Origin of the sequence: Streptomyces sp. NBC_01477 (genome assembly GCF_036227245.1) — a bacterium.
Classification (GTDB): Bacteria; Actinomycetota; Actinomycetes; order Streptomycetales; family Streptomycetaceae; genus Actinacidiphila.
Genome location: NZ_CP109445.1, coordinates 4040437 through 4064935, shown reverse-complemented (window position 1 = coordinate 4064935; position 24499 = coordinate 4040437). Strand labels below are relative to the sequence as shown.

The 24499-nt window shown below is 69.6% G+C and carries 22 protein-coding genes and 1 pseudogene; 19 read left to right on the top strand and 4 right to left on the bottom strand.

Annotated elements, in window-relative coordinates:
• The first annotated feature begins 88 nt into the window (after positions 1-88).
• From OHA86_RS16920 to OHA86_RS16900, 5 genes are all read left to right on the top strand, one after another.
• Positions 89-508 carry a hypothetical protein gene (locus OHA86_RS16920; RefSeq protein ID WP_329176304.1) on the top strand — a complete coding sequence of 140 codons (420 nt, stop codon included), beginning with the start codon at positions 89-91 and terminating at the stop codon, positions 506-508.
• Positions 505-2397 carry an AAA family ATPase gene (locus tag OHA86_RS16915; protein ID WP_329176302.1) on the top strand — a complete coding sequence of 631 codons (1893 nt, stop codon included), beginning with the start codon at positions 505-507 and terminating at the stop codon, positions 2395-2397. Before OHA86_RS16920 ends, OHA86_RS16915 begins: the two co-directional genes overlap by 4 nt.
• 120 nt (positions 2398-2517) lie before the next feature.
• On the top strand, positions 2518-3252 hold the full coding sequence (locus tag OHA86_RS16910) for a TIGR02391 family protein (RefSeq protein ID WP_329176300.1): 735 nt from the start codon (positions 2518-2520) through the stop codon (positions 3250-3252).
• A gap of 407 nt (positions 3253-3659) precedes the next feature.
• Positions 3660-3926, top strand: a complete 267-nt coding sequence (locus OHA86_RS16905) for a hypothetical protein (RefSeq protein ID WP_329176298.1) — start codon at positions 3660-3662, stop codon at positions 3924-3926.
• An 83-nt stretch (positions 3927-4009) separates the two neighbouring features.
• On the top strand, positions 4010-6151 hold the full coding sequence (locus OHA86_RS16900; RefSeq protein WP_329176296.1) for a hypothetical protein: 2142 nt from the start codon (positions 4010-4012) through the stop codon (positions 6149-6151).
• Between the two features lie 231 nt (positions 6152-6382).
• Here the strand turns inward: OHA86_RS16900 and OHA86_RS16895 are convergent, their stop codons facing one another.
• Entirely contained in the window at positions 6383-7543 is a 1161-nt protein-coding gene (locus OHA86_RS16895) for a pyridoxal phosphate-dependent aminotransferase (protein WP_329176295.1), read from the bottom strand.
• A 106-nt stretch (positions 7544-7649) separates the two neighbouring features.
• Positions 7650-8327 (bottom strand): annotated as a pseudogene (locus OHA86_RS16890) (aminotransferase class I/II-fold pyridoxal phosphate-dependent enzyme); the annotation flags it as partial.
• Positions 8328-8833: 506 nt separating this feature from the next.
• On the opposite strand from OHA86_RS16890, the gene OHA86_RS16885 reads away from it, so the two are divergent.
• The 11 genes from OHA86_RS16885 to OHA86_RS16835 all read left to right on the top strand — a co-directional run bounded on the left by OHA86_RS16885 (position 8834) and on the right by OHA86_RS16835 (position 19760).
• Positions 8834-9355 carry a DUF2617 family protein gene (locus OHA86_RS16885; RefSeq protein ID WP_329176294.1) on the top strand — a complete coding sequence of 174 codons (522 nt, stop codon included), beginning with the start codon at positions 8834-8836 and terminating at the stop codon, positions 9353-9355.
• Between the two features lie 89 nt (positions 9356-9444).
• Positions 9445-11100: a polyamine aminopropyltransferase gene (locus OHA86_RS16880; RefSeq protein ID WP_329176293.1), complete on the top strand. Its 1656-nt coding sequence runs from the start codon at positions 9445-9447 to the stop codon at positions 11098-11100.
• A gap of 69 nt (positions 11101-11169) precedes the next feature.
• Positions 11170-12171, top strand: coding sequence for an SRPBCC domain-containing protein (locus OHA86_RS16875; protein ID WP_329176292.1), 1002 nt, complete (start codon positions 11170-11172; stop codon positions 12169-12171).
• A gap of 87 nt (positions 12172-12258) precedes the next feature.
• Positions 12259-13062, top strand: coding sequence for an aldose epimerase family protein (locus OHA86_RS16870; RefSeq protein ID WP_329176291.1), 804 nt, complete (start codon positions 12259-12261; stop codon positions 13060-13062).
• Positions 13063-13158: 96 nt separating this feature from the next.
• On the top strand, positions 13159-13701 hold the full coding sequence (gene pyrE, locus OHA86_RS16865; RefSeq protein ID WP_329176290.1) for an orotate phosphoribosyltransferase: 543 nt from the start codon (positions 13159-13161) through the stop codon (positions 13699-13701).
• Between the two features lie 236 nt (positions 13702-13937).
• On the top strand, positions 13938-14960 hold the full coding sequence (gene fbaA, locus OHA86_RS16860) for a class II fructose-bisphosphate aldolase (protein WP_329176288.1): 1023 nt from the start codon (positions 13938-13940) through the stop codon (positions 14958-14960).
• Positions 14961-15074: 114 nt separating this feature from the next.
• Positions 15075-15488, top strand: coding sequence for a DUF3151 domain-containing protein (locus tag OHA86_RS16855; RefSeq protein WP_329176287.1), 414 nt, complete (start codon positions 15075-15077; stop codon positions 15486-15488).
• A gap of 244 nt (positions 15489-15732) precedes the next feature.
• The gene (locus OHA86_RS16850) at positions 15733-16608 is read left to right on the top strand and encodes a DUF3152 domain-containing protein (protein ID WP_329176285.1); all 876 of its coding nucleotides are present in this window, start codon (positions 15733-15735) and stop codon (positions 16606-16608) included.
• A 169-nt stretch (positions 16609-16777) separates the two neighbouring features.
• Positions 16778-17614, top strand: coding sequence for a tryptophan 2,3-dioxygenase family protein (locus OHA86_RS16845; protein ID WP_329176283.1), 837 nt, complete (start codon positions 16778-16780; stop codon positions 17612-17614).
• Complete coding sequence (gene kynU / locus OHA86_RS16840) at positions 17607-18842, top strand: kynureninase (protein ID WP_329176281.1); 1236 nt, start codon at positions 17607-17609, stop codon at positions 18840-18842. The genes OHA86_RS16845 and kynU overlap by 8 nt, the downstream gene beginning before the upstream one ends.
• Positions 18843-18845: 3 nt before the next feature.
• Positions 18846-19760, top strand: a complete 915-nt coding sequence (locus tag OHA86_RS16835; protein ID WP_329176280.1) for an alpha/beta hydrolase family protein — start codon at positions 18846-18848, stop codon at positions 19758-19760.
• Between the two features lie 496 nt (positions 19761-20256).
• Here OHA86_RS16835 and OHA86_RS16830 read toward each other — a convergent pair whose 3' ends face one another.
• Complete coding sequence (locus OHA86_RS16830; RefSeq protein WP_033174884.1) at positions 20257-20931, bottom strand: Crp/Fnr family transcriptional regulator; 675 nt, start codon at positions 20929-20931, stop codon at positions 20257-20259.
• Positions 20932-21194: 263 nt separating this feature from the next.
• Between OHA86_RS16830 and nth the strand changes: the two genes are divergently transcribed.
• The 3 genes from nth to OHA86_RS16815 all read left to right on the top strand — a co-directional run bounded on the left by nth (position 21195) and on the right by OHA86_RS16815 (position 24099).
• Positions 21195-22028 carry an endonuclease III gene (nth, locus tag OHA86_RS16825; RefSeq protein ID WP_329176276.1) on the top strand — a complete coding sequence of 278 codons (834 nt, stop codon included), beginning with the start codon at positions 21195-21197 and terminating at the stop codon, positions 22026-22028.
• Positions 22025-22774, top strand: a complete 750-nt coding sequence (locus tag OHA86_RS16820; protein ID WP_329176274.1) for an NUDIX hydrolase — start codon at positions 22025-22027, stop codon at positions 22772-22774. Before nth ends, OHA86_RS16820 begins: the two co-directional genes overlap by 4 nt.
• A gap of 125 nt (positions 22775-22899) precedes the next feature.
• Entirely contained in the window at positions 22900-24099 is a 1200-nt protein-coding gene (locus tag OHA86_RS16815; protein ID WP_329176272.1) for a MarP family serine protease, read from the top strand.
• 156 nt (positions 24100-24255) lie between these two features.
• Here the strand turns inward: OHA86_RS16815 and OHA86_RS16810 are convergent, their stop codons facing one another.
• The gene (locus OHA86_RS16810) at positions 24256-24435 is read right to left on the bottom strand and encodes a hypothetical protein (RefSeq protein ID WP_329176270.1); all 180 of its coding nucleotides are present in this window, start codon (positions 24433-24435) and stop codon (positions 24256-24258) included.
• Between the last annotated feature and the right edge of the window lie 64 nt (positions 24436-24499).

The window sequence follows — 24499 nt, the reverse complement described above, 5'->3', positions numbered from 1 at the left end:
CGCTCCCTCAGCCGATGCGCAAGCACGTCTCCTGCTGCTCATCGATGTTTTCTCCGGTGCCCGACGGACGAAGGCTATCGAAGGCCGGATGAAACTCGCAAAGCTTGACTTCCTCCTGCGCTACCCGGACCATCTTGAGCGGTTGCTGCGGGTCCGAGGAGTTGAAGCCGACCTTGGCGAAGATCCATGGCTGACCGGGGCGATCGAGCAGCGCATGATCCGATACCGCTACGGCCCCTGGGACCCCGCTTACTACGGACTCCTCGGAGCCCTGATCGGCAAAGGGCTCATTGAGCCCTTCACGGAGAACAACAATGCGGCCTACCGCGTGACCGACGTCGGACACCAGGTCGCTGCCTCCCTTGCGGAGTCTGACAGTTGGCGCCCCGTCCGCGAGCGAGCCCGCCTGCTACGACGTCACCTCGACCTTGCGGGTGCCACGCTCAAAGACCTCATCTATGACAACTTCCCCGACATTGTCGAGGCCGAGTGGGGGAGTCCGCTGTGAGACTGCAGATCGAGAACCTCACCCTCGTGGGCACCAACCGCACACTCGATTTCGTACCCGGCCTAAACGCCATCACCGGCGGGATGAGCGGGGGAAAGACTGCCGTCATCAGCTGCCTGCGTGCTCTGCTCGGTGGGAAGGTCGACGTCGTCCCTGAACTGGAGGGCCGCACCATTGCGGGCACGGTCCGCATCGGCGAGCGTCGCTTCCGCATTGTGCGACGCCTGGTCACCACCCAGACAGCCAAGGTAGAAATAGCGGAACTGGGCTCCAGCAACGCATGGCGTCTGCCCGTCTCGCAGCTTGAGGCCGGATACGACCAGACCTATCGCGACTGGCTGCTGGATCAGCTCGAACTGCCCCGCGTCCGCGTACCCAAGGCGCCGACCAAAGAGTCGAGTGACCTGACTCCTGTCTCAATCAGCGACTACCTCATGTATTGCCTGCTACGGCAGCAGGAGATCGACGCATCGGTCTTTGGCACACCGGACAACTACAGCAAGAACATCAAGCGCAAGTACGTGTTCGAGATCCTGTACGGACTCTATTCTCCGGAGGCAGCGGAACTCCGCGAGAAGCTGCGGGAGGTTACCGCCCAGCTCAGCGCCTTCACCGCTGACGCTTCGACACTCGAACGGATCCTTGCCGAGACGCCCTTCGCCTCTCGCGCCCAGCTTGAGGTCCAGCACTCGGACACCGATCGCCAGCTCCAGCAGGCCAGGAGAAGCCGGCAGAGCATTCCCGACCGGCTCGCCGATCCGGTCACGGTCGCGCTACGGCAGCAGGTTGTGCAAGCGGAAGCCGAGCTCGCGGAGGTCGACACTGCGGTGATGGCCGAGACCGCAGCCAGAGCATCGCTGTCAAGCCTGCGGGACCAGCTTGTCGCACAGAGTCGTCGGCTGACGCGAGCGCTGATCGCGGAACGGCTGCTCAACGATTTCGAATTCCACAACTGCCCGCGTTGCGGTGCCGATGTCCCTGAGCGCGGTGACGACGACACGTGCCGACTATGCCTGCAGACTCCTCCCCTCAGCCCGTCACCCAGCACGCTGGCCGCAGAGCAGGACCGCATCATCGAGCAGGTTGCCGAGACGGACTCGCTCATCGAGCGCAGCTCCCAACGACTCGATCAGCTCCATGCCGCACGCACACAGGCAGCGCAGGCGCGCACGAGCATCGCGGACCGGCTGGAGCAAGCTGCCTCGTCGTACATCACGGATCACGCCGAGGCCATCCGCCGGCAGGCTGCCGACGAGGCAAGGCTGGAGGAACACCTCGCCCGCATTGACGACTCCCTGAAGCTCTACCTGCGACTGGAGGATCAGACCGAGCGGGTGGCCAGGCTCGAGCGCGAGCGGGACGAACTGACCAGCCGCATGGAACGCACCCACCACAGCGACATTGGCGTGGCAGCTCGCCTCAACCACCTGGACACCGCCTTCGAGAACACCCTCCGATCGTTCGACGCACCCCGCTTCGACGCTCAGGCATCCTCCTACATCGACCGGAAGACGTACCTGCCGATTGTCGATGGCCGCCCCTTCAACAAGCTCCAGTCGCAAGGGGTGTCGGTGCTCGTCAACGTTGCACACGTCCTTGCACATCAGCTCACCGCGCTCGGTGACCCTGACAGCGTCCTTCCCAACATCCTCATCATCGACGGAGTCGGCAGCAACGTCGGCCACGAAGGCATCGACCTCACCCGCCTTCGCAATGTGTATCGCACCCTGCAGCAGGCCGCTGCCGACCACGATGGGAACCTCCAGATCATCGTGACCGACAACGACCGCCCGCCCATTCCGGGCGTTCACACCGTGGTCGAGCTCTCTGACACCGACCGCTTTGTGCCGCAGCCCGAGGAGGAAGATCCACTGACCGACGAGGGATGAAGGTCGACAAGCTGGCTCGAGGACTGGTCTTCACCGCCCTGAATACGGAGGAAAGGTACGTGATGTCGGCACGGAAGACAGCTCTGCAGGAAAGACCGGAGAGCAACACAGGAGACATTCGTGACGAATATTGCCCAGCCCGGATGGGCCATCGAGCAACTAGACCGCTTCATTGAACTGACCGACATCGTGCAACGGCAGATGTCTCGCGGGATGGCAGGACGCCACGCAGGTGACGACGACGAGATCACCCGACAGGCCGTGATCACCGAGCGGATCTTCGCTCATCTCGACCCGGAATGGCGCAGCTCTCTGGAGGAGAGCTACGACCCCAACCGGCGCTGGACTGGGCATCGTCAGCTTGCCCTACGGGCCAGGACCACTATTGTCACCGATGCTGAGATCCGTGAGAACCTCGGCGACAACGCTCCGCAGATTAGCGCCTCCTCGCTCCACCCCTGGGTGTGGAACAGTGCCAAAGCCCTTTGGCTGGACGGCCACTACCGGCACGCCGTCGCCACGGCTGCCATCAAGGTCAACGCCGAGACCCAAGCCAAGACCGGCGTAAAGGATCGCAGCGAACACGACCTCCTTGTCCAGTTGTTCAAGCTCGACCCGCCAAAGCCAGGTCACCCGCGATTGCGGCTGCAGCCAAACGACGGCAGCAGGACTTACGTCAGCCTGCAGGAGGGAGTGGCTGCGTTCGCGCGCGGCTGCTTTATGGCCATCCGCAACCCCAGTGCTCACGCGGACGACTTCGACGATCTTGGCGAGCACCGCGCCTTGGAGCAACTCGCGGCCTTCAGCCAGCTCGCCCGCTGGATCGACGAGGCCGCCGTTGAGGCCGCGCTGTAGTACTGGGCTATCAAGGCCGGCTTCAGAGCGATCGAAAACTAGCACACGAATGATCATTAGTAGTCAATTGTGGTGGAAGCTTATATTTTCAACGGAATCTTGCCTTCCGGTGCGCAGGGCATGGGATCTTGACGTTGAGCGCGCCCTAGTCGCGCCGCCCAAGCGCAGGCCTGGACTGGTTTCACCAGTTGGTCCGGCCCCGAAGACCCCGCATCGCCAAGAGCTGCCCGGCGATACGGTGTGGGGGTTTGCGCGAGGCCGGTCGATGGGCGGTCTCACCGAGCAGGTCGTCAGCCAGATGAAAGCTCGGTGTGGCGGGCTGTCGATCTCGTACGCGAGCTGAGCCCACTCTCCCGGATTCCAAAGGGGTCCGGTGATGTTTGCCCGCGTTACGAGAGGAATAGATCGTGAACGGTGAGAAAGATTCGCATGCGCAATCCTGGGCGGCGGTTCCACCAAGCGAAGCCGTGAACCCGTGGGAGTTGCGCGCCGCCTACGAGCGGATTGACCGCAAGCTCGATTTGCTTTCCGGCCTGGTGAACCAGGTCAATGACCACGAGCGGCGGATCGTCAAGCTGGAGCAGCAGTGCGGCCGGATCTGGGGTTCATCGCTGATTAGGGTTGCGTCCATGTTCCTCCTGGTCGCTTTGGACGACCTGAACGATCGTCGCTGATTGCCTGCGGCGGGTGCGCGCCGGTCCGCCGGACGTACCCGCCCTTTCTTTTTCGTCTCCGGAGCTCCAGTGAGGATCCTGTTATGCCCGATGTGAATTCGTCACCATTTCACTTGCCGGCCCCCAAGGATGTGCAAGAGACGTGGATCGACGCTGTAATGGCGACGCCTGGGACCAACGTTCCGCGGGCGGCTCTTGAGGCAATCGTCCCTTTCATTATCCGGCCTAAAGAGATGCTCAAGGATCCGGCCCCGGACGGGACGCGCCAAGTCAAATCCGATCGACTACGGAAAGTCAGGACCGACGCTGGCGAAGTATTGGTCGCTATCGTCGATATGCACGGCATCGGAGGTGCGGTCTGGGAGCACAATGAGCGCATCTCCGCTACGTGGCGGTCGGTGGTTGACCCGGCCGGCGCGAAGAATGGGACGCGGACCATCTCACGAGTGCGTCCATGGTCTCGCCTGACCGAGGGCGGAGAGGAGAAGGTGCTGGCAGCCCTCGAAAGCAGAGTGGCGAACCGCGAGCACCTGATTGCAAATATCGATGCCGCCGTTCACGCACTGCAAGCCAGGGATGGGTTCCGCTCGTATGACCTGCGGGAGGACCTGATCCTGAACGGACAAGTGGAGCCGTGCATGCACGTTCCGCAACAGTTTCTGCTTGATGAGGGTCCGCCCGAAGATATCGACGGAAATCCCAGCTATCCAGATTCATATTGGGGCTGGATGGCCGTCCGAGGCAACAACAGAACCAGGTATCGGCACGAAATCTTTGAGGTGACTTCATCCGAAGTAGTCACCGGCGTGCCCTTTCGGAAGCTTGGGCAGGACCGTGACGGTTTGGCGGTCAATCCGAGCTACTGGCTGGCCCAGTACTCTGAATTGCTCAACGCTGAATATCAAACGGCCACTGAAAATGATGAGCCGGTTGGGCGGGCTCATCGGGCTGCGCGGGTTGCCATCGTGGAATCACACCTGGTTATCGGTACCCCCACGCCGCAGCGGCTGTTCCGTATCGTCCAGGGAAGCAACCGCCGAGACCACGTGCATCCGCCACTCGAATTCGCTCCTAACGATCGGAGCCGGGCGCTTGGGCGGAGTGTGCTGGGTGCTTACACAGCTGGTGGCGTGCTGGACGACGAAATCGCCGATGTTCTGACCGGCCTTGCGCCCATCACTGATCTGCCTGACGTTCCCGAGGGAGCCTCTGTCTCGGCTCTGCGCGACATCCGTTCGATGCGGTTGTTGATCGAGTTGTTCCCGACCAAGGCGCAGTCGGAGAGGCGCCAACTGATCCAAAGCGCACTCGGTGAGCCTCCTCCGTACAAAATGCAACTCTCCGATGTCAACCGCCGCGTGCGCGCATGGTCTGCTCTCACCTCGGAGAGCTACCCCAATCCCTGGAATCCTCGCGTGGCTGAGGTATTTAAACGGACATCAGCTAATGATGGGGTCGAGCTAACTGGTCGACCACTTGCGGATTTGCTGGCCACTGCCGAGTCGGACGATGAGGCATTCGAAGAATTGCTCGCATATCGCGCACCGCACTGGCTAGCTGCCTTCGACCTCATTGACGCAGATCGAGGTTCACTTGCCGGTCAGAAGCTTGATGATGAAGGAGCAAAGGCCGACCGGGTTCGGCGTTCCATAGCAAACAGCGTCAACGCAATGCGTAATAACAGGATTACGGCCATCGCCTTGTTGCGAGAGATCGCCGACGCGATGGACCAGGGAGACCGGCCGCCGTTGCAAATCGGTGATGACGGCATGCCGACTGCTAACCGGGCTACCCGAGCGTGGTTTAATCGAACCTTCAGTAAGGAGTCCGGTACTCGAAGCTATCGAAAGCGGGCCGCCACTGACGGCATTATGTCTGGCGAACCTATCTCACCCGCGTCAGACGCTCAGGTCGCCAGTACCTCCGCTCAGGCGTCACCAAACGGCACCGACCAAGCTGGCGGCGCTACTGATGCCGGGGAGTCGGATACGCAAGCACTCGCGCGACTGCGGCGTGAATTCGAACGCCACATCCTCATGCTCGCCGAAGGAGTCAGTGAACTTCCGGAGCAACTGGAAGATATGTCCGAGCGTGCAAAGGCCGCCGGCCTTGATCATGCCATTGGTGCGCAAGAGGCAAACGAGTGGACTCTGACGGTCACTCGGATGCTTGCTCAACTCCGCAAGATTCCAGAAGCCATTATGTCCATCGGTAGCCTTGAATAGCCAAAGGTCGATGCTGTCGCCGAGATGGCCTTCCACGGCACCGCCCGACTGACGGGGAGGTACGCGATTCTAGAGTCACGTCATCGTTTTGCCGCTCGTGACGTCGGACCAACAGCCTGATCGGTAGTGGAGTGCAGTTGCTGTCAATGCAACTGGAAGTACTGGCGGTGATTGTGGCAGGAAGATCGTGACGATTTCAGCTCACCTGCCGCTTGGGACAGAGGAAGGTTGCTATCCGTGGAGGCGGGCTGCTGCTTCCTTGAGGATGTCTTGCTTCTTGCAGAAGGCGAAGCGGACCTGGGTGCGGCCGGCGTCGGGGTCGTCGTAGAAGACGGAGTTGGGGACGGCGACCACGCCGCAACGGGCGGGGAGGGCGCGGCAGAAGGTGAGGGCGTCCTTCTCGCCGAGGGCTGCGATGTCCGTCGTGATGAAGTACGTGCCCTGGGGGCGGTAGACCTCGAAGCCGGCCGCGGTGAGGCCGTCGGCCAAGAGGTCGCGCTTCGCCTGGAGGTCGTCGCGGAAGGCGGTGAAGTACGCGTCCGGGAGACGGAGGGCCTCCGCGATGGCGTACTGGAAGGGGCCCGAGGCGACGTAGGTGAGGAACTGCTTCGTGGTGCGGACGGCCGCGAGGAGGGGAGCGGAGGCGGTAACCCAGCCAACCTTCCAACCCGTGAACGAGAAGGTCTTGCCCGCCGAGGAGATGGAGACCGTGCGGTCGCGCATGCCGGGCAGCGAGATCAGCGGGGTGTGGGCGCCGCCGTCGAAGACCAGGTGTTCGTAGACCTCGTCGGTGACGACGATCAGGTCGCGCTCCACGGCCAGTTCGGCGATTGCCGTCAGTTCGTCTCGCGTGAGGACCATGCCGGTCGGGTTGTGCGGGCTGTTCAGGAGGAGAAGGCGGGTGCGAGGTGTGACGGCCGCCCGCAGCGCGTCGAGGTCGGGGCGAAAATCGGGGGCGCGCAGAGTCAGCGGGACTCGTACCCCGCCGGCCATCGCGATGCTCGCCGCGTAGGAGTCGTAGAACGGTTCGAAGGCGATGACCTCATCGCCCGGCTCCAGCAGCGCCAGCATCGCGGCTGCGATGGCTTCGGTCGCGCCTGCGGTGACCAGCACCTCCGTGTCCGGGTCGAAGCTCAGTCCGTAGAACCGCCGCTGGTGGTCGACGATCGCCGTACGCAGCTCCGGAACGCCCATCCCCGGCGGGTACTGGTTGCCGCGTCCGTCCCGTAGCGCCCGGACGGCTGCCTCGCGGATCTCCTCCGGGCCGTCCGTATCCGGGAAGCCCTGGCCCAGGTTGATCGCACCGGTCGCCAGCGCAAGCGCGGACATCTCCGCGAAGATCGTCGTCCCGAGCCCGTCCAGCCTGCGGTTCAGCAGCGGCCTGCCGCTCATCTCTCCACCGTCCTCAACCCGGGTACCGTCGTCCGTGGATCATCCTGACCGATCATCGGCGGCACGCCTACGCGGCCAGCGTCCAATAGGTAGGTGAAAACGGCTTGACCCAGCCGACCTTCCAGCCGGTGAAGGAGAAGGTCTTGCCGGCCGAGGAGATGGAGACGGTGCGGTCGCGCATGCCCGGCAGGGAGATCAGCGGGATGTGCTCGCCGTCGAAGACCAGGTGCTCGTAGACCTCGTCGGTGACGACGAGGAGGTCGCGCTCGACGGCGAGTTCGGCGATCGCGGTCAGTTCCTCGCGGGTGAGGACCGAACCGGTCGGATTGTGGGGGGAGTTGAGCAGGAGCAGCCGGGTGCGCGGGGTGACGGCGGCGCGCAGGGCGTCGAGGTCGGGGCGGAAGTCGGGCGCGTGCAGGGTGAGCGGGACGCGCGTCGCGCCGGCCATCGCGACGCAGGCCGCGTAGGAGTCGTAGAAGGGCTCGAAGGCGATGACCTCGTCGCCGGGTTCGAGCAGCGCGAGCATCGCGGCGGCGATGGCCTCGGTGGCGCCCGCGGTGACCAGGACCTCGGTGTCGGGGTCGAACGCGAGCCCGTAGAAGCGCTGTTGGTGCGCGGCGACCGCGGTACGCAGTTCCGGGACGCCGGCGCCCGGCGGGTACTGATTGCCGCGGCCGTCCCGCAGCGCGCGGACGGCCGCCTCCCGTACCGCCTCGGGGCCGTCGGTGTCGGGGAAGCCCTGGCCGAGGTTGATCGCGCCGGTCGAGGCGGCCAGCGCGGACATCTCCGCGAAGATCGTCGTGCCGAGGCCGTCGAGGCGGCGGTTCAGCGGCGGCCTGCGCCGGCCGCCCGCGGGCCCGTGTCCAGTGTGCTCAGCCAATGTGTCCGCCCACCTTGCGCGCGTTCGTGTGCCGTCCGGGTCTCGTGAGCGTACTGGTGCGGATGCGGGTGAACACGTGAACTCTTCGGCGCTCCAAGGGATGGAAAGTGCACACAGATGGGTAAAAACGCTGAAGGCGACCCGCGATTCATGATTCCGTAGCTCTCGGACCCATTTCGAGGGCTTCAGCAGAGACCACTCGGAGACTCCTCGGACTTCTCAGGGGGCGGCTCGGAGGGCTCAGAGGACTTCGAAGGTGCTTCGGGGCCCCTCCCAGGAACCCCTGAGGACCGTTCGGGTCCAGCGGACCCCACGTGGGCACGAGCCGACGCGCGTCCTCCCGCCGGGCGCGGACCGGCCCATCACATCCACTGCGTGCTCGATCCACTGCGTGCTTGCGGAGCCGACCCATGCTCACCACCCTGCAAACCTCCTACACCGACACCCGCGCGGGAGACCTCGCCTGGTGCCTCGGCAAAGACGCGCTGCCCGCGCTCGCTGTGCACAATGTCGAGGTCGGCGACGGTCGCCGGCTGCGGGCCAAGGTCGAATTACGCCTGCTCGGCGCCTCGCACCAGGTATTGGTCGACGCCGGGCGCGGCGAGTGCTCGGAGACGGTGGCGTGCATGCCGGGCAGCCAGGCGCCGCTGCCGTTCGGGGTGGCACGCCGGGTGGGCGTGTGGGACTACGAGTTCGCGGCCCGGATCGAAACCCTCTCGCAGGGCTCCTTCGCGGGCCGGGCGCAGGAGCTGCTCGCGCTGGTCGCCGACCATCCGCACGGCCTCGCCGGGACCTTCCCCGGCGACCCGCACGCCTTCACCGCGATGCTCGTGCAGTACGCGGAGGGGGGCGTGCGCTGGCGCACCTGGCACGCGTATCCGCAGGAGGGGCGGTTGGTCACCACCAGGACGCGGGTGAACGCGCTGGCCTGACCCGAATACCGCCCCGCTGCCGCCCGAAGCCGCCGATTGCACCCCTGTGGGTGACCGGTGGCGGCTCGACCCTGACATAGCGTGCACTCATGATCGACCAGCACCGCCGCAACGAGGCCCCCCGACTCGCCCTGCGGTTACCGGTGCCCGCGGCGGCGGCCCGCGCGCTGGTGCTCGCCGCCGTCTTCGTCTGCGCCGCCTGCGGGCTCGTCTACGAGCTGGAACTCGTCGCCCTCGCCTCGTATCTGGTCGGCGACTCGGTCACCCAGGCGTCGGTGATCCTGTCGGTGATGGTCTTCGCGATGGGCTGCGGCTCGCTGCTGGCAAAACGGTTTCGCGGCCAGGCCGCCGCCGCCTTCGCCGCCGTCGAGACCGGCCTCGCCCTGGTCGGCGGCCTGTCGGTGATGGTGCTCTACGGCTGCTTCGCGTGGTTCGGGCAGGCCACCCCCGCCATGGTCGGCTGCGCCTTCGCGATCGGGGTGCTGACCGGGGCGGAAGTGCCGCTGCTGATGACACTGGTGCAGCGGATCAGGCGGCAGGACGCGGGCGGCGCCGTCGCCGACCTCTTCGCCGCGGACTACGTGGGCGCGCTGGTCGGCGGCCTCGCCTTCCCCTTCCTGCTGCTGCCGCACCTCGGGCAGCTGACCGGCGCGCTGGTCACCGGGGTCGTCAACGCGGCGGCCGGCGGCGCGACCGTGCTGTGGCTCTTCCGCTGCGACCTCAGCCGGCGCGCCCGCGGCTGGCTGCTGGTCACCAACGTCCTGGTGCTCGCCGTGCTCGCCGGCGCCGCCGCCACGGCCGGACCCTTCGAGCGGGCGGCGCGGCGCGCGGTCTACGGCGCCGACGTACGGGTCGCGGAGCAGACCGAGGTCGAGGAGATCGTCCTCACCGGCGGCGGCTCCGGCGGCAGGCCGCTGCGGCTCTACCTCGACGGCCGGCTGCGGGTCTCCGGCACCGGCACGGCCCGCTACGCCCAGGCCCTCGTCCAGCCGGCGATGAACGGCCCGCACACCCGCGTGCTGGTCCTCGGCGGCGGCGACGGCCTGGCCCTGCGCGAGGTACTGCGCTGCGGGGACGTGGCCGCGGTCACCGCCGTCCAGCCCGACGGCGAACTGCTGCGGCTGGCCCGCACCGACCCGGGCCTGACCGCGCTCAACGGCCGCGCCTACGCCGACCCCCGGGTACGGGCGGTCACCGCCGATCCCTTCGACTGGTTGCGCGGCCTGCGCGGCTCCGGCTCCGGCGGCGGGCATGGCCACGGCTCCGGCTCGGGTTCCGGCTCGGGTTCCGGCGGTCCGCGGGCCGGGCCGTACGACGTGATCGTGGCCGACCTGGCGGATCCGGGCATCGCCCGCAGCGCCAAGCTCTACTCGCAGGAGTTCTACGGCCTCGCCGCCCGCGCGCTGGCCCCCGGCGGTCGGCTCGCCGTCCGGGCGGGCGCGGCGGCGGGGGCGGCCCGTACGTTCTGGACGATCGACGCGACCGTGCGGGCCGCGGGTCTGTACACCTCGCCGTACTGGCTGCCGACCGCCCCCGCGCACGGCTCCGGCCCCGCCGGCACCCCGGAGCAGGCCTATCTGCTCGCCGCCCGCTCGGGCACACCGCCGCTGGTCCTGCCCCCGGGCACACCGTCCGGCCTGACGCCGCCGGCTCTCCGGATGGCCGCCCGCGCACCCTTTCCCACCCGGCCCAGCCGCTCCCTGCCGCCGTCGACTCTGCTGCGGCCGCGCCTGCCGACGTCGTAGATCAGGTGCTCGAAAAAGTGGCAGCCAGGGAAACGTCAAGGGAGCGCGCTGATGGGTAGGCTCCGCCGCATGGAGCATGAGTCCTTCGTTCCGGGCATGACCACGGCGCGTCTGGTGCAGGCGCTGCGCACGCCGGATGTGGTGCGGGCCAGCCTGCCCGGCTGGCAGCCCGACGCCGGGGAGGCGCCCGGGGACGGCGCCGGAGCGTCCGGCGGCGCTGTGGGGCGGCTGCGGCTGCGCATCGGCGGGTCCACGATCACTTACCGCGGCACGGTGTCGGTGCACGGCGACGGGCCGGGCTTCACGGTCACGGCGGTGGGCACGGAGGTGCGCGGCGGCGGCAGTGTCACCGCCAACGCCGAGGTCAGTGTCGTCACGGTGGTGCAGCCCGAGGCCGGGGTGACCCTGGCCTGGCGGGGCGAGGCGGCGGCGGAGGGCCGGCTCGCGGCGTACGAGCCCGCGGTGGTGGAGACGGCCGTACGGCGGCTGCTCGACCGCTTCTGCACGGAGCTGGCGGCGAACGCCCCGGCCGCCGACGTACGCCACGCGGCCCCGGCGGACGAGCCGGGCCAGCCGGACGAGCCGCAGGCGGCGCGGGACGGCGTGGCCGAGCCCGAGGCCGTGCCTGTGGAGCCGGCGGACGCGGACGTCGAGCCGGAGAGCGAGCCCGAGGCGGAGCCGAAGCCGGAAGCCGAGCCCGAACCGGAGCCCGAGCCCGAGCCGGAGCCCGAGCCCGAGCCGGAAGCTGACGTCGTGGACGACCTGGGCGAGCCCGGGACGCCCTCCGACCTCGACGACTTCGAGCTGGTCGAGGTCGAGGTGGAGGTCCCGGAGAGCGCCGCCGCGCTGGACGACCTCGTACCGCCCGCGGAGGCGGCGCACGCCCGCCGCACGATGATCGGCCGCAGCGCGGAAGAGGTCGACCACGCGCCGCCGCGCGGGCGGTACGCACCCGTGCCCGCCCCGGACAGCACGTCGGCGGCGGCCACCCTGCGCTGGGCGGCGCCGGTGGCCGCGGCACTCGTCGCGTCGGCCGTCGTCGTGGGCCGGGTGCTGCGGCGCCGCGCCTGATCCCCTGGCTGGCGAACCCGCGCCGCCACCCACCCACTCGCGGCGCCAAAAGCGAACGTCAGAGCACCCGCCCGCTACGCTCGTCGCGTGGAGAACGAGACGAAGCTGACGGCGGGCGACGCCGAACTGACCTTGGAGCCCGGGCACGGCTGCCGGATCGCCTCCCTGCGGGTCGCCGGAACGGAACTCCTGGTCCAGGGCGAGCGGTTCGGCGCCTTTCTTATGGTGCCGTGGGCGGGCAGAACCGAGAACGGGGTCTTCCGCAACGGCGGAGTCACCCATCAGCTCCCGGTGAACGCCGCGCCGCACGCCATCCACGGCACCGGGCGGCATGTCGCCTGGAAGGAGGCGGCCCCGGCCACCGACACCACCGCGGCCTACTACTTCGACCTGACCGACCCCTGGCCCTATCCGGGCCGGGTCACGCACACCGTGGAGCTGGCGCCGCATTCGGTGACGCTGACGATGAGCGTCGAGGCGGCGGTGGGCGGGGACTCCTTCCCTGCGCAGGCCGGCTGGCACCCGTGGTGGCGGCGCAACCTCGGGCAGGGCGGCCAGGACGTCGAGCTGGCCTTCAGCGCGGCCTGGCAGGAGGAGCGCGGCAGCAACCACCTGCCGAACGGCAACCGGATCACCCCCAAGCCCGGCCCCTGGGACGACTGCTTCGGCATGCCCGACGGGGTCGATGTGACGCTGACCTGGCCGGGCGAGATGCGGCTCGAGGTACGCAGCCCGGCGCCGTGGGTCGTGGTCTACGACGAGCAGCCGGAAGCGGTGTGCGTCGAGCCGCAGTCCGGGCCGCCGAACGGCCTCAACACCGCGCCCCGGCTGGTCACCCCGATCGACCCGCTGGAGATCTCCACCGTCTGGAGCTGGCACCGGATCGGCTGACCTGCGGCGCAGCCGCAGCCGACCCTCGGCAGGAGCGGGACCGGCCCCGCGACCGGCGCTGCGTGCGCCCGGCCGCGGGGCCGGATACTTGTCGGCATGAGTGACGACGTACGCAGTGCGCTGCTGCAGCAGATCAAGGACAAGGCCGTGGTGCACGGCAAGGTGACCCTCTCCTCGGGGCTCGAGGCCGACTTCTACATCGACCTGCGCCGCATCACGCTGGACGGCCAGGCAGCACCGCTGGCCGGCCAGGTGATGCTGGACCTGACGGCCGGCCTGGACTTCGACGCCGTCGGCGGCCTGACGCTGGGCGCGGACCCGGTGGCCGGCGCGATGCTGCACGCCTCCGCCGCGCGCGGGCAGCGGCTGGACGCCTTCGTGGTGCGCAAGGCCAACAAGGCGCACGGGCTGCAGCGCCGTATCGAGGGCACCGAGGTCAAGGGCCGCCGGGTGCTGGTCGTGGAGGACACCTCGACCACCGGCGGTTCGCCGCTGACCGCGGTCGAGGCGGTCCGGGAGGCGGGCGGCGAGGTGGTCGCGGTCGCGGTGATCGTGGACCGCGGCGCGGAGCCGAAGGTTACGCAGGCGGGTCTTCCGTATCTCGCCGCGTATTCGCTGGCCGACCTCGGTCTGGACTGACCTGCCGGCCGCCGCGTACCGGAAGCGGAACGGCGGCGGCCCGGGCGACCCTTCCGCACGGACGCGCTGACCTGCAACTTTGCGGCCCTCGGGATGTTTCACGTGAAACACTCCGAGGGCCGCTCCGGACTGTCGCGGTACCAAGGTGGTGTATCCGTTCGAGAATGGGAAGATAGGGCCGACGATGACGTCGCCACGCCAGCACCACCACCCGCGGAACTTGAGGAGCGGAAACGATGCCCATCGCAACCCCCGAGGTCTACAACGACATGCTCGACCGGGCGAAGGCAGGCAAGTTCGCCTACCCGGCCATCAATGTCACCTCGTCGCAGACGCTGCACGCCGCGCTGCGCGGCCTCGCCGAGGCGGAGAGCGACGGCATCATCCAGATCTCCACGGGCGGCGCGGAATTCCTGGGCGGCCAGTACAGCAAGGAGATGGTGACGGGCGCGGTCGCGCTCGCCGAGTTCGCGCACATCGTCGCCGAGAAGTACCCGATCACCGTCGCCCTGCACACCGACCACTGCCCGAAGGACAAGCTGGACGGCTACGTCCGTCCGCTGCTGGCGATCTCGCAGGAGCGGGTGGACGCGGGCCGCAACCCGCTGTTCCAGTCCCACATGTGGGACGGCTCCGCGGAGATCCTCGACGACAACCTCGCCATCGCCAAGGAACTGCTGGCCAAGGCGACCAAGGCCAAGATCATCCTGGAGATGGAGATCACCCCGACCGGCGGTGAGGAGGACGGCGTCTCGCACGAGATCAACGACAACCTCTACACCACGGTCGACGACGCCTTCCGCACCGTCGAGGCCGTCGGCCTGGGCGAGCAGGGCCGCTACCTGCTGGCCGCCTCCTTCGGCAACGTCCACGGCGTCTACAAGCCGGGCAACGTGGTGCTGCGTCCCGGCATCCTCAAGGAACTCCAGGACGCGGTCGCGCAGAAGTACGGCAAGACCAACGCGTTCGACTTCGTCTTCCACGGCGGCTCGGGCTCCACGGTCGAGGAGATCGACGAGGCGCTGGAGAACGGCGTCGTCAAGATGAACATCGACACCGACCTGCAGTACGCCTTCACCCGGCCGGTCGCCGCGCACATGTTCAGCAACTACGACGGTGTGCTCAAGGTGGACGGCGAGGTCGGCAACAAGAAGGCCTACGACCCGCGCGTGTGGGGCAAGTCGGCCGAGGCGGGCATGGCGGCCCGTGTCGTCGTCGCCGCGGAGAACCTGCGGTCGGCCGGCAACAAGCGCAAGTAGCCGGTAACAAGCGCACGTAGTCCGCGGGACGAAAAGCCGCGACAACCGCCTGAAAGGACCCCCGGCAAGTTGCCGGGGGTCCTTTCACGGCCGGGCTCGGGCAGACTGGAAACCATGTCCAATCACGAGAATCTGCTCGGGGGCCCCGCCCCCACCCGCCTGCCCGACGACCCGGAGCCGCGTGAACTGCTCGCCTCCGGTGCCGCGCCCGCCGAGGTCGCGGCGAAGTACCCGGCGTCCTCACTGGCCTGGGCGCAGCTTTCTGACGACGCTTTCGAGGGCGGCCGTGTGGTCGAGTCCTACGCCTACGCCCGTACCGGCTACCACCGCGGCCTGGACGCGCTGCGCCGGGCCGGCTGGAAGGGCCACGGCCCGGTGCCGTTCGAGCACGAGCCGAACCGCGGTTTCCTGCGCGCCCTGCACGCCCTCGGCCGGGCCGCCCAGGCCATCGGCGAGCAGGAGGAGTACGAGCGCTGCACCAGCTTCCTGCGGGACAGCTCGCCGACCGCCGCCGACACCCTGAGCTGAGCCCCCCGGGGCCGCCCGCCGCCCCGGCCGCCGACCCGCTCCGCCCCCGGCTCAATGTTGCAGTCCTGCCACAGAACGGCAGCTCATGGCATAGCCACGTACCTTTGTGCGATTGTTGCCGCAGTTGTTCGTGTCATACACGCGTGCAGTCCGATCGCGTGTTCACACGCAGCGCGGATACGCCATGGGGGGGCCGGAACGGGGCCGGGGCCGTGGCCCCGGCTGCGCGGCCGCAGGGGGAGTTTTGGCAGCACAGAGCAGCCGGCGTCGTCATGGGCGGCGGCGGGGGAAGAGCCGCGCCGCGATAGCCGGGCCGCTGGGCGTGGCGGTCGTCCTCCTCTTCGTCGTCAGCGCGGGATACGCCGCCTGGCACAAGTCCCAGGACACCGTGGGCTCGGCGGTGCTCGACCAGGGCATCACGGCGACCACCACCCCGCCGCCGTCCGCCACCGCCAAGGGCGGCGGCAGTCCGTCCACCCGGCCGTCCGCCGGCCACAGCCCGAAGAGCAGCTCGCCGAGCGCGTCCCACACGCCCTCCGTGCCGCCGACGTCCGTGCCGAAGTCCGGCAGCGGTCACTTCAGCACCGCCAAGGCCAGCGGCAGCGCCTCGGGCCACGGGACGATCCGCCGCTACAAGGTCGAGGTCGAGGGCGGCATCACGCTGTCCGCCACCGACGCGGCCCACGAGATCGCCGCCGTGCTGGCCAATCCGCGCGGCTGGACCGCCGACGGCCACGACGGCTTCCAGCTGGTCTCCTCCGGTCACGCCGACTTCGTGATCAAGATCGCGACGCCGGACACCGTGGACGACATCTGCGGCGCCGCGGGCCTGCTCACCCGCGGCGAGGTCAACTGCGACGTCGGCGCCACCGTCGTGGTCAACCTCAAGCGCTGGATGCTCGGCTCGCCCGAATTCGACGGTCCCATCGGGGACTACCGGGCCCTGATCATCAACCACGAGGTCGGCCACCGCATCGGCCACCACCACGAGGGCTGCCCGGGACCCGGCAAGCCGGCACCGGTGATGATGCAGCAGATCAAGGGCCTGAAGGGCTGCACCGCCAACCAGTGGCCCTACGACACCCACGGCCACTACATCTCCGGGCCGCCCGTCGGCTGACCGGCCGCCCGCGCACGGCGCTCGTACAGTGCCGGGCACGGCCCTCGTACGGCCCCGGTCGGGGATGCGGCGGCGCGCCGCCACGGGCCAGGCCTTGCCGGATTCGTCCGCACCACAGATGATCTCGGCGTGGCCCGGTGATCCCGGGCGGTCCGTTCTGGAGGTACCCATGTCCGAATCACCGACCGACGAGGCGGCGACCCCGAACCTCTCGTTCGAGGGCAGCACGCCGTACGAGGACTACGTGCAGGCGTCCGTGCTCACCCATCTGCAGCACCCGCTGTCCGACGAACCCGGCGAGATGGCCTTCCTGGTCACCACCCAGGTCATGGAGCTGTGGTTCACGCTGCTGGTCCACGAATGGACCACCGCCGCCCGCGCACTGCGGCAGGACGACCTGTCCAGCGCGATGGCGGCGCTGCACCGCAGCCTGCCGGAGCTGGAGTCGCTGAACGCCGCCTGGAAACCGATCGCGCACCTCACCCCCGGACAGTTCAACGCCTACCGGTCCGCCCTCGGCGAGGGCTCCGGCTTCCAGTCCGCGATGTACCGCCGGCTGGAATTCCTGCTCGGCGACAAGTCCGCGTCCATGCTCGTGCCGCACCGCGGCACGCCCGCCGCCCACGCCGAACTGGAGAAGGCGCTCACCGAGCCCAGCCTCTACGACGAGGTGCTGCGGCTGCTCGACCGGCGCGGATACGCCATCCCCGCCGCCGTGCTCGACCGCGACCCGGAGCTGCGCTACGAGCCGCACCCCGAGGTCGAACTCGCCTGGCAGCGCGTCTACGCCGCCGACGACCAGGACTCCGACCTCATCCGGCTCGGCGAGACCCTCACCGACGTCGCCGAATACGTGTGGCGCTGGCGCAACGACCACTTGGTGGCGACCCGCCGTGCGATGGGCGCGAAAACGGGCACCGGTGGTTCTGCGGGGGTGGCCTGGCTGGAGAAGCGGGCCACGAAGAACGTCTTCCCCGAGCTGTGGACGGCGCGCAGCCATGTCTGACCCGACCGCCCGGGCCGACGACCCGACAGCCCAGGCCGACCTGACCGCCCGGGCCACCGCGCTGGACGCCGCCGACCCGCTCGCCGCCGTCCGCGACCGCTTCTCGCTCGACGACGCCACCGTCTATCTCGACGGCAATTCGCTGGGCGCGCTGCCCGCCGGGGTGCTGCCGCGGCTGGCCGACGTGGTCACCCGGGAGTGGGGCGAGCTGCGGATCAGGTCCTGGGAGGAGAGCGGCTGGTGGACCGCCCCCGAGCGGATCGGCGACCGTATCGCACCGCTGGTCGGCGCCGGGCCGGGCCAGGTGGTGGTCGGCGACTCGACCAGCGTCAACATCTTCAAGGCGCTGGTCGCCGCGGTCCGGATGGCACCGCCCGGGCGGACCGAGATCCTGGTGGACGCCGCGACCTTCCCCACCGACGGCTACATCGCGGCCTCCGCGGCCCGGCTGACCGGCCACACCGTACGGGCCGTGCCCGCGGCGGAGATCGGCGCCGCGGCCGGCAAACGGACGGCGGCGGCGCTGGTCAACCATGTCGACTACCGCACCGGCCGGCTCTACGACCTGGCCGGGACCACCGCAGCCCTGCACGAGGCGGGCGCGCTCGCCGTATGGGACCTGTGCCACAGCGCGGGCGCGCTGCCGGTGGCCCTGGACGCCGACGGGGTGGACCTCGCGGTCGGCTGCACCTATAAATACCTCAACGGAGGCCCCGGCTCGCCCGCCTACCTCTACGTGCGCCGCGACTTGCAGCCGCGCTTCGACTCGCCGCTGCCCGGCTGGAACTCGCACGCCGACCCCTTCGGCATGGCGCCCGGCTACGAGCCCGCCGAGGGCGCGCCCCGCGGCCGGGTCGGCACCCCTGAGATCCTCTCGCTGCTCGCCCTGGACGCCGCGCTCGACGTCTGGGACGGCGTGACGACAGCTGCCGTACGGGCCAAGAGCCTCGCGCTGACCGACTTCTTCCTGGACTGCACGGCCGCGCTGCTGCCCGCGGGGCGGGCCGAGTCCGTCACGCCCGCCGCGCACGCGGAACGCGGCAGCCAGGTGTCGCTGCGCTGCGCGGGCGCCGCCGAGGTGATGCGCGAGCTGACCGCGCGCGGTGTCGTCGGCGACTTCCGGCGGCCCGACATCCTGCGCTTCGGCTTCACCCCGCTCTACACCCGCTACGCGGACGCGCTGCGCGCCGCGCGCGTACTGGCCGATGTGATCGAAGGGACCGCCTGAGCGATGGCTGCCGACTCCGCCGGGTCCCCGCCCCTGTCCCAGGCCGAGGCGGAGGAGGCGTCGGCCTTCCGGCACGCGACCGTGCCGGCGGACGCCACCGTCCGCTACGGCGACCACCAGGACCAACTGGTCGACTTCTACCGCCCCCGCTCCCCGCACGGAGGCGGCCCCCGGCCCGCGCCGCTGGTCGCGCTGCTGCACGGCGGCGCCTGGCGCGCCCGCTACGACCGCGCCCACCTGTCCCCGCTGGCCGCGCACTTGGCCGCGCGCGGCTTCGCGGTGGCGTCGGTGGAATACCGCAGGGGCGCACCGCGGCAGCGACCGTCCGACGGCCCGGAGGAACGCCCGGCCGCCGGCCGCTGGCCCGACACCTTCGACGACGTGGCCGCCGCCGCCGACGCGCTGCCCGCACTGGCCCTGCGGGCGCTCGGCCCGGACCTGGTCGACCCGCGCCGCCTCGTGCTGGCCGGCCACAGCGCGGGCGGTCATCTCGCGCTGTGGGCCGCCGCACGGCATGTGCTGCCCCCCGAATCCCCCTGGCACCGCCCTTCGCCTCCCCCCATACGCGGCGTCGTGGCGCTCGCCCCGATAGCCGACTTCACCTCGGCGATACGGCTGCGCGTGTGCTCCGACGCCGTGACCGAGCTGCTCGGCGGCCCCGACCACCTCGCCGCCCGGCTCCCGCACGCCGATCCCGCCGCGCTGCTCCCCACCGGAATCGCTGCGACTATCGTGCACGGCACCACTGACAATGAGGTTCCGCCGCAGGTCAGCGAGGCTTTTGCCCGCGCGGCGGCGGCAGCGGGGGAGGAGGTCGTCACCGCGTGGCTGCCCGGCGTCGGCCACTTCCCGCTGATCGACCCGTCGAGCCCGGCGGTGGCCGCGGTGGCCGATGAGATCGGCCAGCTCGCCTGGTAGCCGCACTCGCCGGTGCCCCGGCGCACCATTGCCGCCGTGGGGTTCGCCCCGGGGGTGAGTGCCACGTGCGGTGGCTTTCCCACGTGCGGTGCGTGTCGGCCGAGCACGCAGTTCCCCGCGCCCCAGGGGGTGGTGGCTGACCGTCCTGGCTGGTCGCCCCGCTCCCCGCGCCCCTGAGAGGCACGGTTCCTCTGCGGCGGCGGGCACCCTCTCGGGGGCGCGGGGAGCTGCGCGAGCAACCACGATGGCGCCGCAAGCAAGCAACACAGATGGCGCCGCAAGCAAGCAACGCACCGCAAGGCACTCACCCGGGAGCACGGGGAACGGCGCGCTCAGCGACAATGGTGGGAAAGCAGCAACGCCACCGCAAGTGGCACCCCCTCAGGGGCGCGAGAAACCGCGCGACCAGCCAGGACGGCGTCGCGGGCACGCGGGCAGCAGGACGCGGCTGCCCGCGCGGGGCAGAGGGATCGCGGACCCGCCAGAGCGGGGCGGCTCAGCGGCTGCGCTTGGCCAGTCGCTCCACGTCGAGGAGAATCACCGCACGCGCCTCCAGGCGGAGCCACCCGCGGCCGGCGAAGTCGGCGAGCGCCTTGTTCACGGTCTCGCGGGACGCGCCGACCAGCTGGGCCAGCTCCTCCTGCGTGAGGTCGTGGACGACGTGGATGCCCTCCTCCGACTGGACGCCGAAGCGCCGGGAGAGGTCGAGCAGGGCCTTGGCGACCCGCCCGGGCACGTCGGAGAAGACCAGGTCGGACATGACGTCGTTGGTGCGCCGCAGCCGGCGGGCGACAGCGCGCAGCAGCGCCGTGGAGACCTCGGGCCGTACGTTCAGCCAGGGCTGGAGGTCACCGTGGCCGAGGCCGAGCAGCTTCAGCTCGGTCAGCGCGGTGGCGGTGGCGGTCCGCGGGCCGGGGTCGAAGAGCGACAGCTCACCGATCAGCTCACCGGGGCCGACCACGGCCAGCATGTTCTCCCGGCCGTCGGGCGAGGTGCGGTGCAGCTTCACCTTGCCCTCGGTGACGACGTACAGCCTGTCCCCGGGGTCGCCCTCGTGGAACAGCGAATCGCCACGCGCGAGCGTGACCTCGGTCATGGAGGCACGCAGTTCAGCGGCCTGCTCGTCGTCGAGCGCCGCGAAAAGCGGGGCACGGCGCAGAACGTCGTCCACGAGCTCACTCCTTGTCGGCATCGCTGGGATGTCCCCATGATGCATGACGTCTCAAACAGTGCGATCAATCACAAGGATGTCTTATCCGGGACCGTATCCGTGCTCCGGGGGTCCGATCGGGCGTCCCGGGAGGTGCCCTCGGCGGCTGAACGAGTGGCCTCCGGCGTGAATTCCGCTGTCAGCGAACAGTCCTCAACAGCGGGCCGCCGCACCGGCCGTGCGGATCGCCGCCCGGTGTCGGTGGCGGCCCGTAGTCTGGCGGCATGGCGACGAGTAGTGACGCGACGACCGCGGCCGCAGCCGGCGGGGCCGCGGTGAAGAAGGCGAAGGTCGCGCAGACACATGCGGGGCTGGTACGGCAGGCCCGGCGGATCAACCGCGAATTGGCCGAGGTGTATCCGTACGCCCATCCGGAGCTGGATTTCGAGAATCCCTTCGAGCTGCTGATCGCCACCGTGCTGTCCGCGCAGACCACCGACCTGCGGGTGAATCAGACGACGCCGGCGCTCTTCGCGAAGTATCCGACGCCCGAGGCGATGGCGGCGGCGCAGCCGGAGGAGCTGGAGCAGATCCTGCGGCCCACCGGTTTCTTCCGCGCCAAGGCCCGCGCGGCCCTCGGCCTGTCCGCGGCGCTGCGCGACGACTTCGGCGGCGAGGTGCCGGGCCGCCTGGAGGACCTGGTCAAGCTGCCGGGCGTCGGCCGCAAGACCGCCAATGTGGTGCTCGGCAACGCGTTCGGTGTGCCGGGGATCACCGTGGACACCCACTTCGGGCGGCTGTCCCGGCGGTTCGGCTGGACCACGTCGCAGGACGCGGAGAAGGTCGAGCAGGATGTCGCGGGGCTCTTCCCGAAGTCGGACTGGACGATGCTGTCGCACCGCGTCATCTTCCACGGCCGCCGGATCTGCCACTCGCGCAAGCCCGCCTGCGGCGCCTGCCCCATCGCGCCGCTGTGCCCGTCGTACGGCGAGGGCGAGATGGACCCGGAGAAGGCGAAGAAGCTGCTCAAGTACGAGAAGGGCGGCGCCCCCGGCCAGCGCTTGAAGCCGCCGCCGGACTATCCGGGGCAGCCCGCGCCCCCGCTGGCGGCCTCATGACGCAGGCACGGGGAACGGGCGCGGACGTGGCGGTCAGCCGGGAGGGGCTCCCCGGCTGGCTCGGCCCCGTGGCGGACGCGGCGGCCGGGATACGCCCCGAGCAGCTGAGCCGCTTCCTGCCGCCCGCAGCCGGCGGACGCCAGTCCGCGGTCCTCATCCTCTTCGGTGAGGGCGCGGGCGAGGCGGAGGACGCGGCAATAGGCGCGGGAAAAGACGCAGGCGCGGCACATGGCGTCGGCCAGGGCCCCGGTCCCGACCTGCTGCTCATCGAGCGCTCCGCCGCCCTGCGTTCGCACGCCGGGCAGACGTCCTTCCCGGGCGGCGCCCTGGATCCGGAGGACGGCGACCCCGACGGTGACGGCCCGCTGCGTGCCGCGCTGCGCGAGGCCCGCGAGGAGACCGGCCTCGACCCCGCGGGAGTGCAGCTCTTCAGCGTGTTGCCCAGGCTCTACATCCCGGTCAGCGGCTTCGTGGTGACGCCGGTGCTGGGCTGGTGGCGCGAGCCGAGCCCGGTCGGCGTGGTCGACCCGGCCGAGACCGCCCGGGTCTTCCGGGTCCCGCTCGCCGACCTCACCGACCCCGCCAACCGTGCGACGCTCACGCATCCCAGCGGTTTCCGCGGCCCGGCGTTCCTGGTCCAGAACTCCCTGGTGTGGGGTTTCACCGCGGGCCTGATCGACAAGATCCTGCACTTCGCCGGCTGGGAGCTGCCGTGGGACCGGGACCGTACGGTTCCGCTCGGCTAGACCGGCCTGTCGGCGTACGGCGGCGTGCGCGTACTCGTATGCGCTGCTGACGGCCGGCACCGTACGGGTGCTCATGGCGGCGGTAAGGTCCCGCGCGCTCAGGTCGCCATGAGACCGTGTTCCCCGTGAACGTGCTGGACTTCCTGCTCATCCTCGCCGCTGTCTGGTTTGCCGTGATCGGCTACCGGCAGGGCTTCGTCGTCGGCGTCATGTCGGTCATCGGCTTCCTCGGCGGCGGGCTCGTCGCGATCTACCTGCTGCCGATGCTGTGGGACAAGGCGACCGACGACGCGACGCCTGGTTCCGCGGCAGTGGTCTCGGCGGTGGCGATCGTCATCGTGTGCGCGTCGGTGGGGCAGGCGTTCACCACTCACCTCGGCAACAAGGTGCGTACGAAGATCACCTGGTCGCCGGCCCGCGCGATTGACGCGAGCGGCGGCGCGCTGGTCAATGTGCTGGCGATGCTGACGGTCGCGTGGTTGATCGGCAGCGCCCTGGCCACCACGGCGCTGCCGACCATAGGCCGCGAGGTGCGCTCGTCGAAGGTGCTGCTCGGGGTGTCCCGGGTGGTGCCGGCGCAGGCCGACACCTGGTTCACCGATTTCAGCTCGACCCTGGCGCAGAACGGCCTGCCGCAGGTCTTCGGCACCTTCGGCTCCGAGCCGATCACCTCGGTGCCCGCGCCCGACCCCGCGCTGGTCAACAGCTCGGTCGTGACGAACGCCCGGCGCAGCATCGTGAAGGTGGTCGGCACCGCTCCTGGCTGCGGGAAGGTGCTCGAAGGCTCCGGCTTCGTCTTCGCCAAGGACCGGGTCATGACCAACGCGCACGTCGTCGGCGGCGTCTCGGAGCCGACCGTGCAGGTCGGCGGCAAGGGCAAGCTGCACGACGCCACGGTGGTGCTCTACGACTGGCACCGCGACATCGCGGTCCTGGACGTACCGGGCCTGGACGCGCCCGAGCTGCACTTCGCCACCACCGGGGAACACAGCCGCGACGACGCGATCGTGGCCGGCTTCCCGGAGAACGGCCCCTTCGACGTCCGCGCGGCGCGCGTCCGCGACCGTATCGAGGCGACCGGCCCCGACATCTATCACCGCGGCACCGTCCATCGCGACGTCTACTCGCTCTACGCGACGGTCCGGCAGGGCAATTCCGGCGGGCCGCTGCTCACCACGGACGGCCAGGTCGCCGGAGTGGTCTTCGCCAAGTCGCTGGACGACTCCAACACCGGTTACGCGCTCACCGCGGACGAGGTCGCCACCGACGCGGCCGCGGGACGTACCGCGGACCAGCAGGTGGACACCGAGAGCTGCGCGCTGTGACCCGCCGCCACGGGTAAGCCGGCCGGGAATCCCGGCCGGCTGCGTCTGTTGGCTGCGTCTGCTGGTTGTGCCCGTTGGCGGTGCCTGTCGGTGGTGCGCGGTGCTGCGTGGCGGTCGTGCGCGGTGGTGGCGGTCGGCTGCGCCGGCCTTGCTGCGTCAGTCGCGCGGATGCCGGAGCCGGGTGCCGACCCATCTGGCCCTGCGCCTGAGGATGCGCGGAATGCCCAACCTGGCCTCGTCCGGCGGGAAGAGGTCCATGGGCGCCGTACTGCTGACGGCGGTGGAGGTGCTTCGGCGATTTCGTGACACATCACGGTAGTCGTGCGTCCAACCCATACCGACCTACGTGCCCGCGCCTCTTGGTCGGTAATCGCCGTTTGGTGGTCCTCTTGGCGTATGC

What these genes read in the sequence shown, in the direction of transcription:
- OHA86_RS16920 (WP_329176304.1), top strand. Translation starts at nt 89, where the DNA reads ATGAAACTCGCAAAGCTTGACTTCCTCCTGCGCTACCCGGACCATCTT.
- OHA86_RS16900 (WP_329176296.1), top strand. Translation starts at nt 4,010, where the DNA reads ATGCCCGATGTGAATTCGTCACCATTTCACTTGCCGGCCCCCAAGGAT.
- OHA86_RS16895 (WP_329176295.1), bottom strand. Translation starts at nt 7,543, where the DNA reads ATGAGCGGCAGGCCGCTGCTGAACCGCAGGCTGGACGGGCTCGGGACG.
- OHA86_RS16885 (WP_329176294.1), top strand. Translation starts at nt 8,834, where the DNA reads ATGCTCACCACCCTGCAAACCTCCTACACCGACACCCGCGCGGGAGAC.
- OHA86_RS16880 (WP_329176293.1), top strand. Translation starts at nt 9,445, where the DNA reads ATGATCGACCAGCACCGCCGCAACGAGGCCCCCCGACTCGCCCTGCGG.
- OHA86_RS16875 (WP_329176292.1), top strand. Translation starts at nt 11,170, where the DNA reads ATGGAGCATGAGTCCTTCGTTCCGGGCATGACCACGGCGCGTCTGGTG.
- pyrE (WP_329176290.1), top strand. Translation starts at nt 13,159, where the DNA reads ATGAGTGACGACGTACGCAGTGCGCTGCTGCAGCAGATCAAGGACAAG.
- fbaA (WP_329176288.1), top strand. Translation starts at nt 13,938, where the DNA reads ATGCCCATCGCAACCCCCGAGGTCTACAACGACATGCTCGACCGGGCG.
- OHA86_RS16855 (WP_329176287.1), top strand. Translation starts at nt 15,075, where the DNA reads ATGTCCAATCACGAGAATCTGCTCGGGGGCCCCGCCCCCACCCGCCTG.
- OHA86_RS16845 (WP_329176283.1), top strand. Translation starts at nt 16,778, where the DNA reads ATGTCCGAATCACCGACCGACGAGGCGGCGACCCCGAACCTCTCGTTC.
- kynU (WP_329176281.1), top strand. Translation starts at nt 17,607, where the DNA reads ATGTCTGACCCGACCGCCCGGGCCGACGACCCGACAGCCCAGGCCGAC.
- OHA86_RS16835 (WP_329176280.1), top strand. Translation starts at nt 18,846, where the DNA reads ATGGCTGCCGACTCCGCCGGGTCCCCGCCCCTGTCCCAGGCCGAGGCG.
- nth (WP_329176276.1), top strand. Translation starts at nt 21,195, where the DNA reads ATGGCGACGAGTAGTGACGCGACGACCGCGGCCGCAGCCGGCGGGGCC.
- OHA86_RS16820 (WP_329176274.1), top strand. Translation starts at nt 22,025, where the DNA reads ATGACGCAGGCACGGGGAACGGGCGCGGACGTGGCGGTCAGCCGGGAG.
- OHA86_RS16810 (WP_329176270.1), bottom strand. Translation starts at nt 24,435, where the DNA reads ATGGGTTGGACGCACGACTACCGTGATGTGTCACGAAATCGCCGAAGC.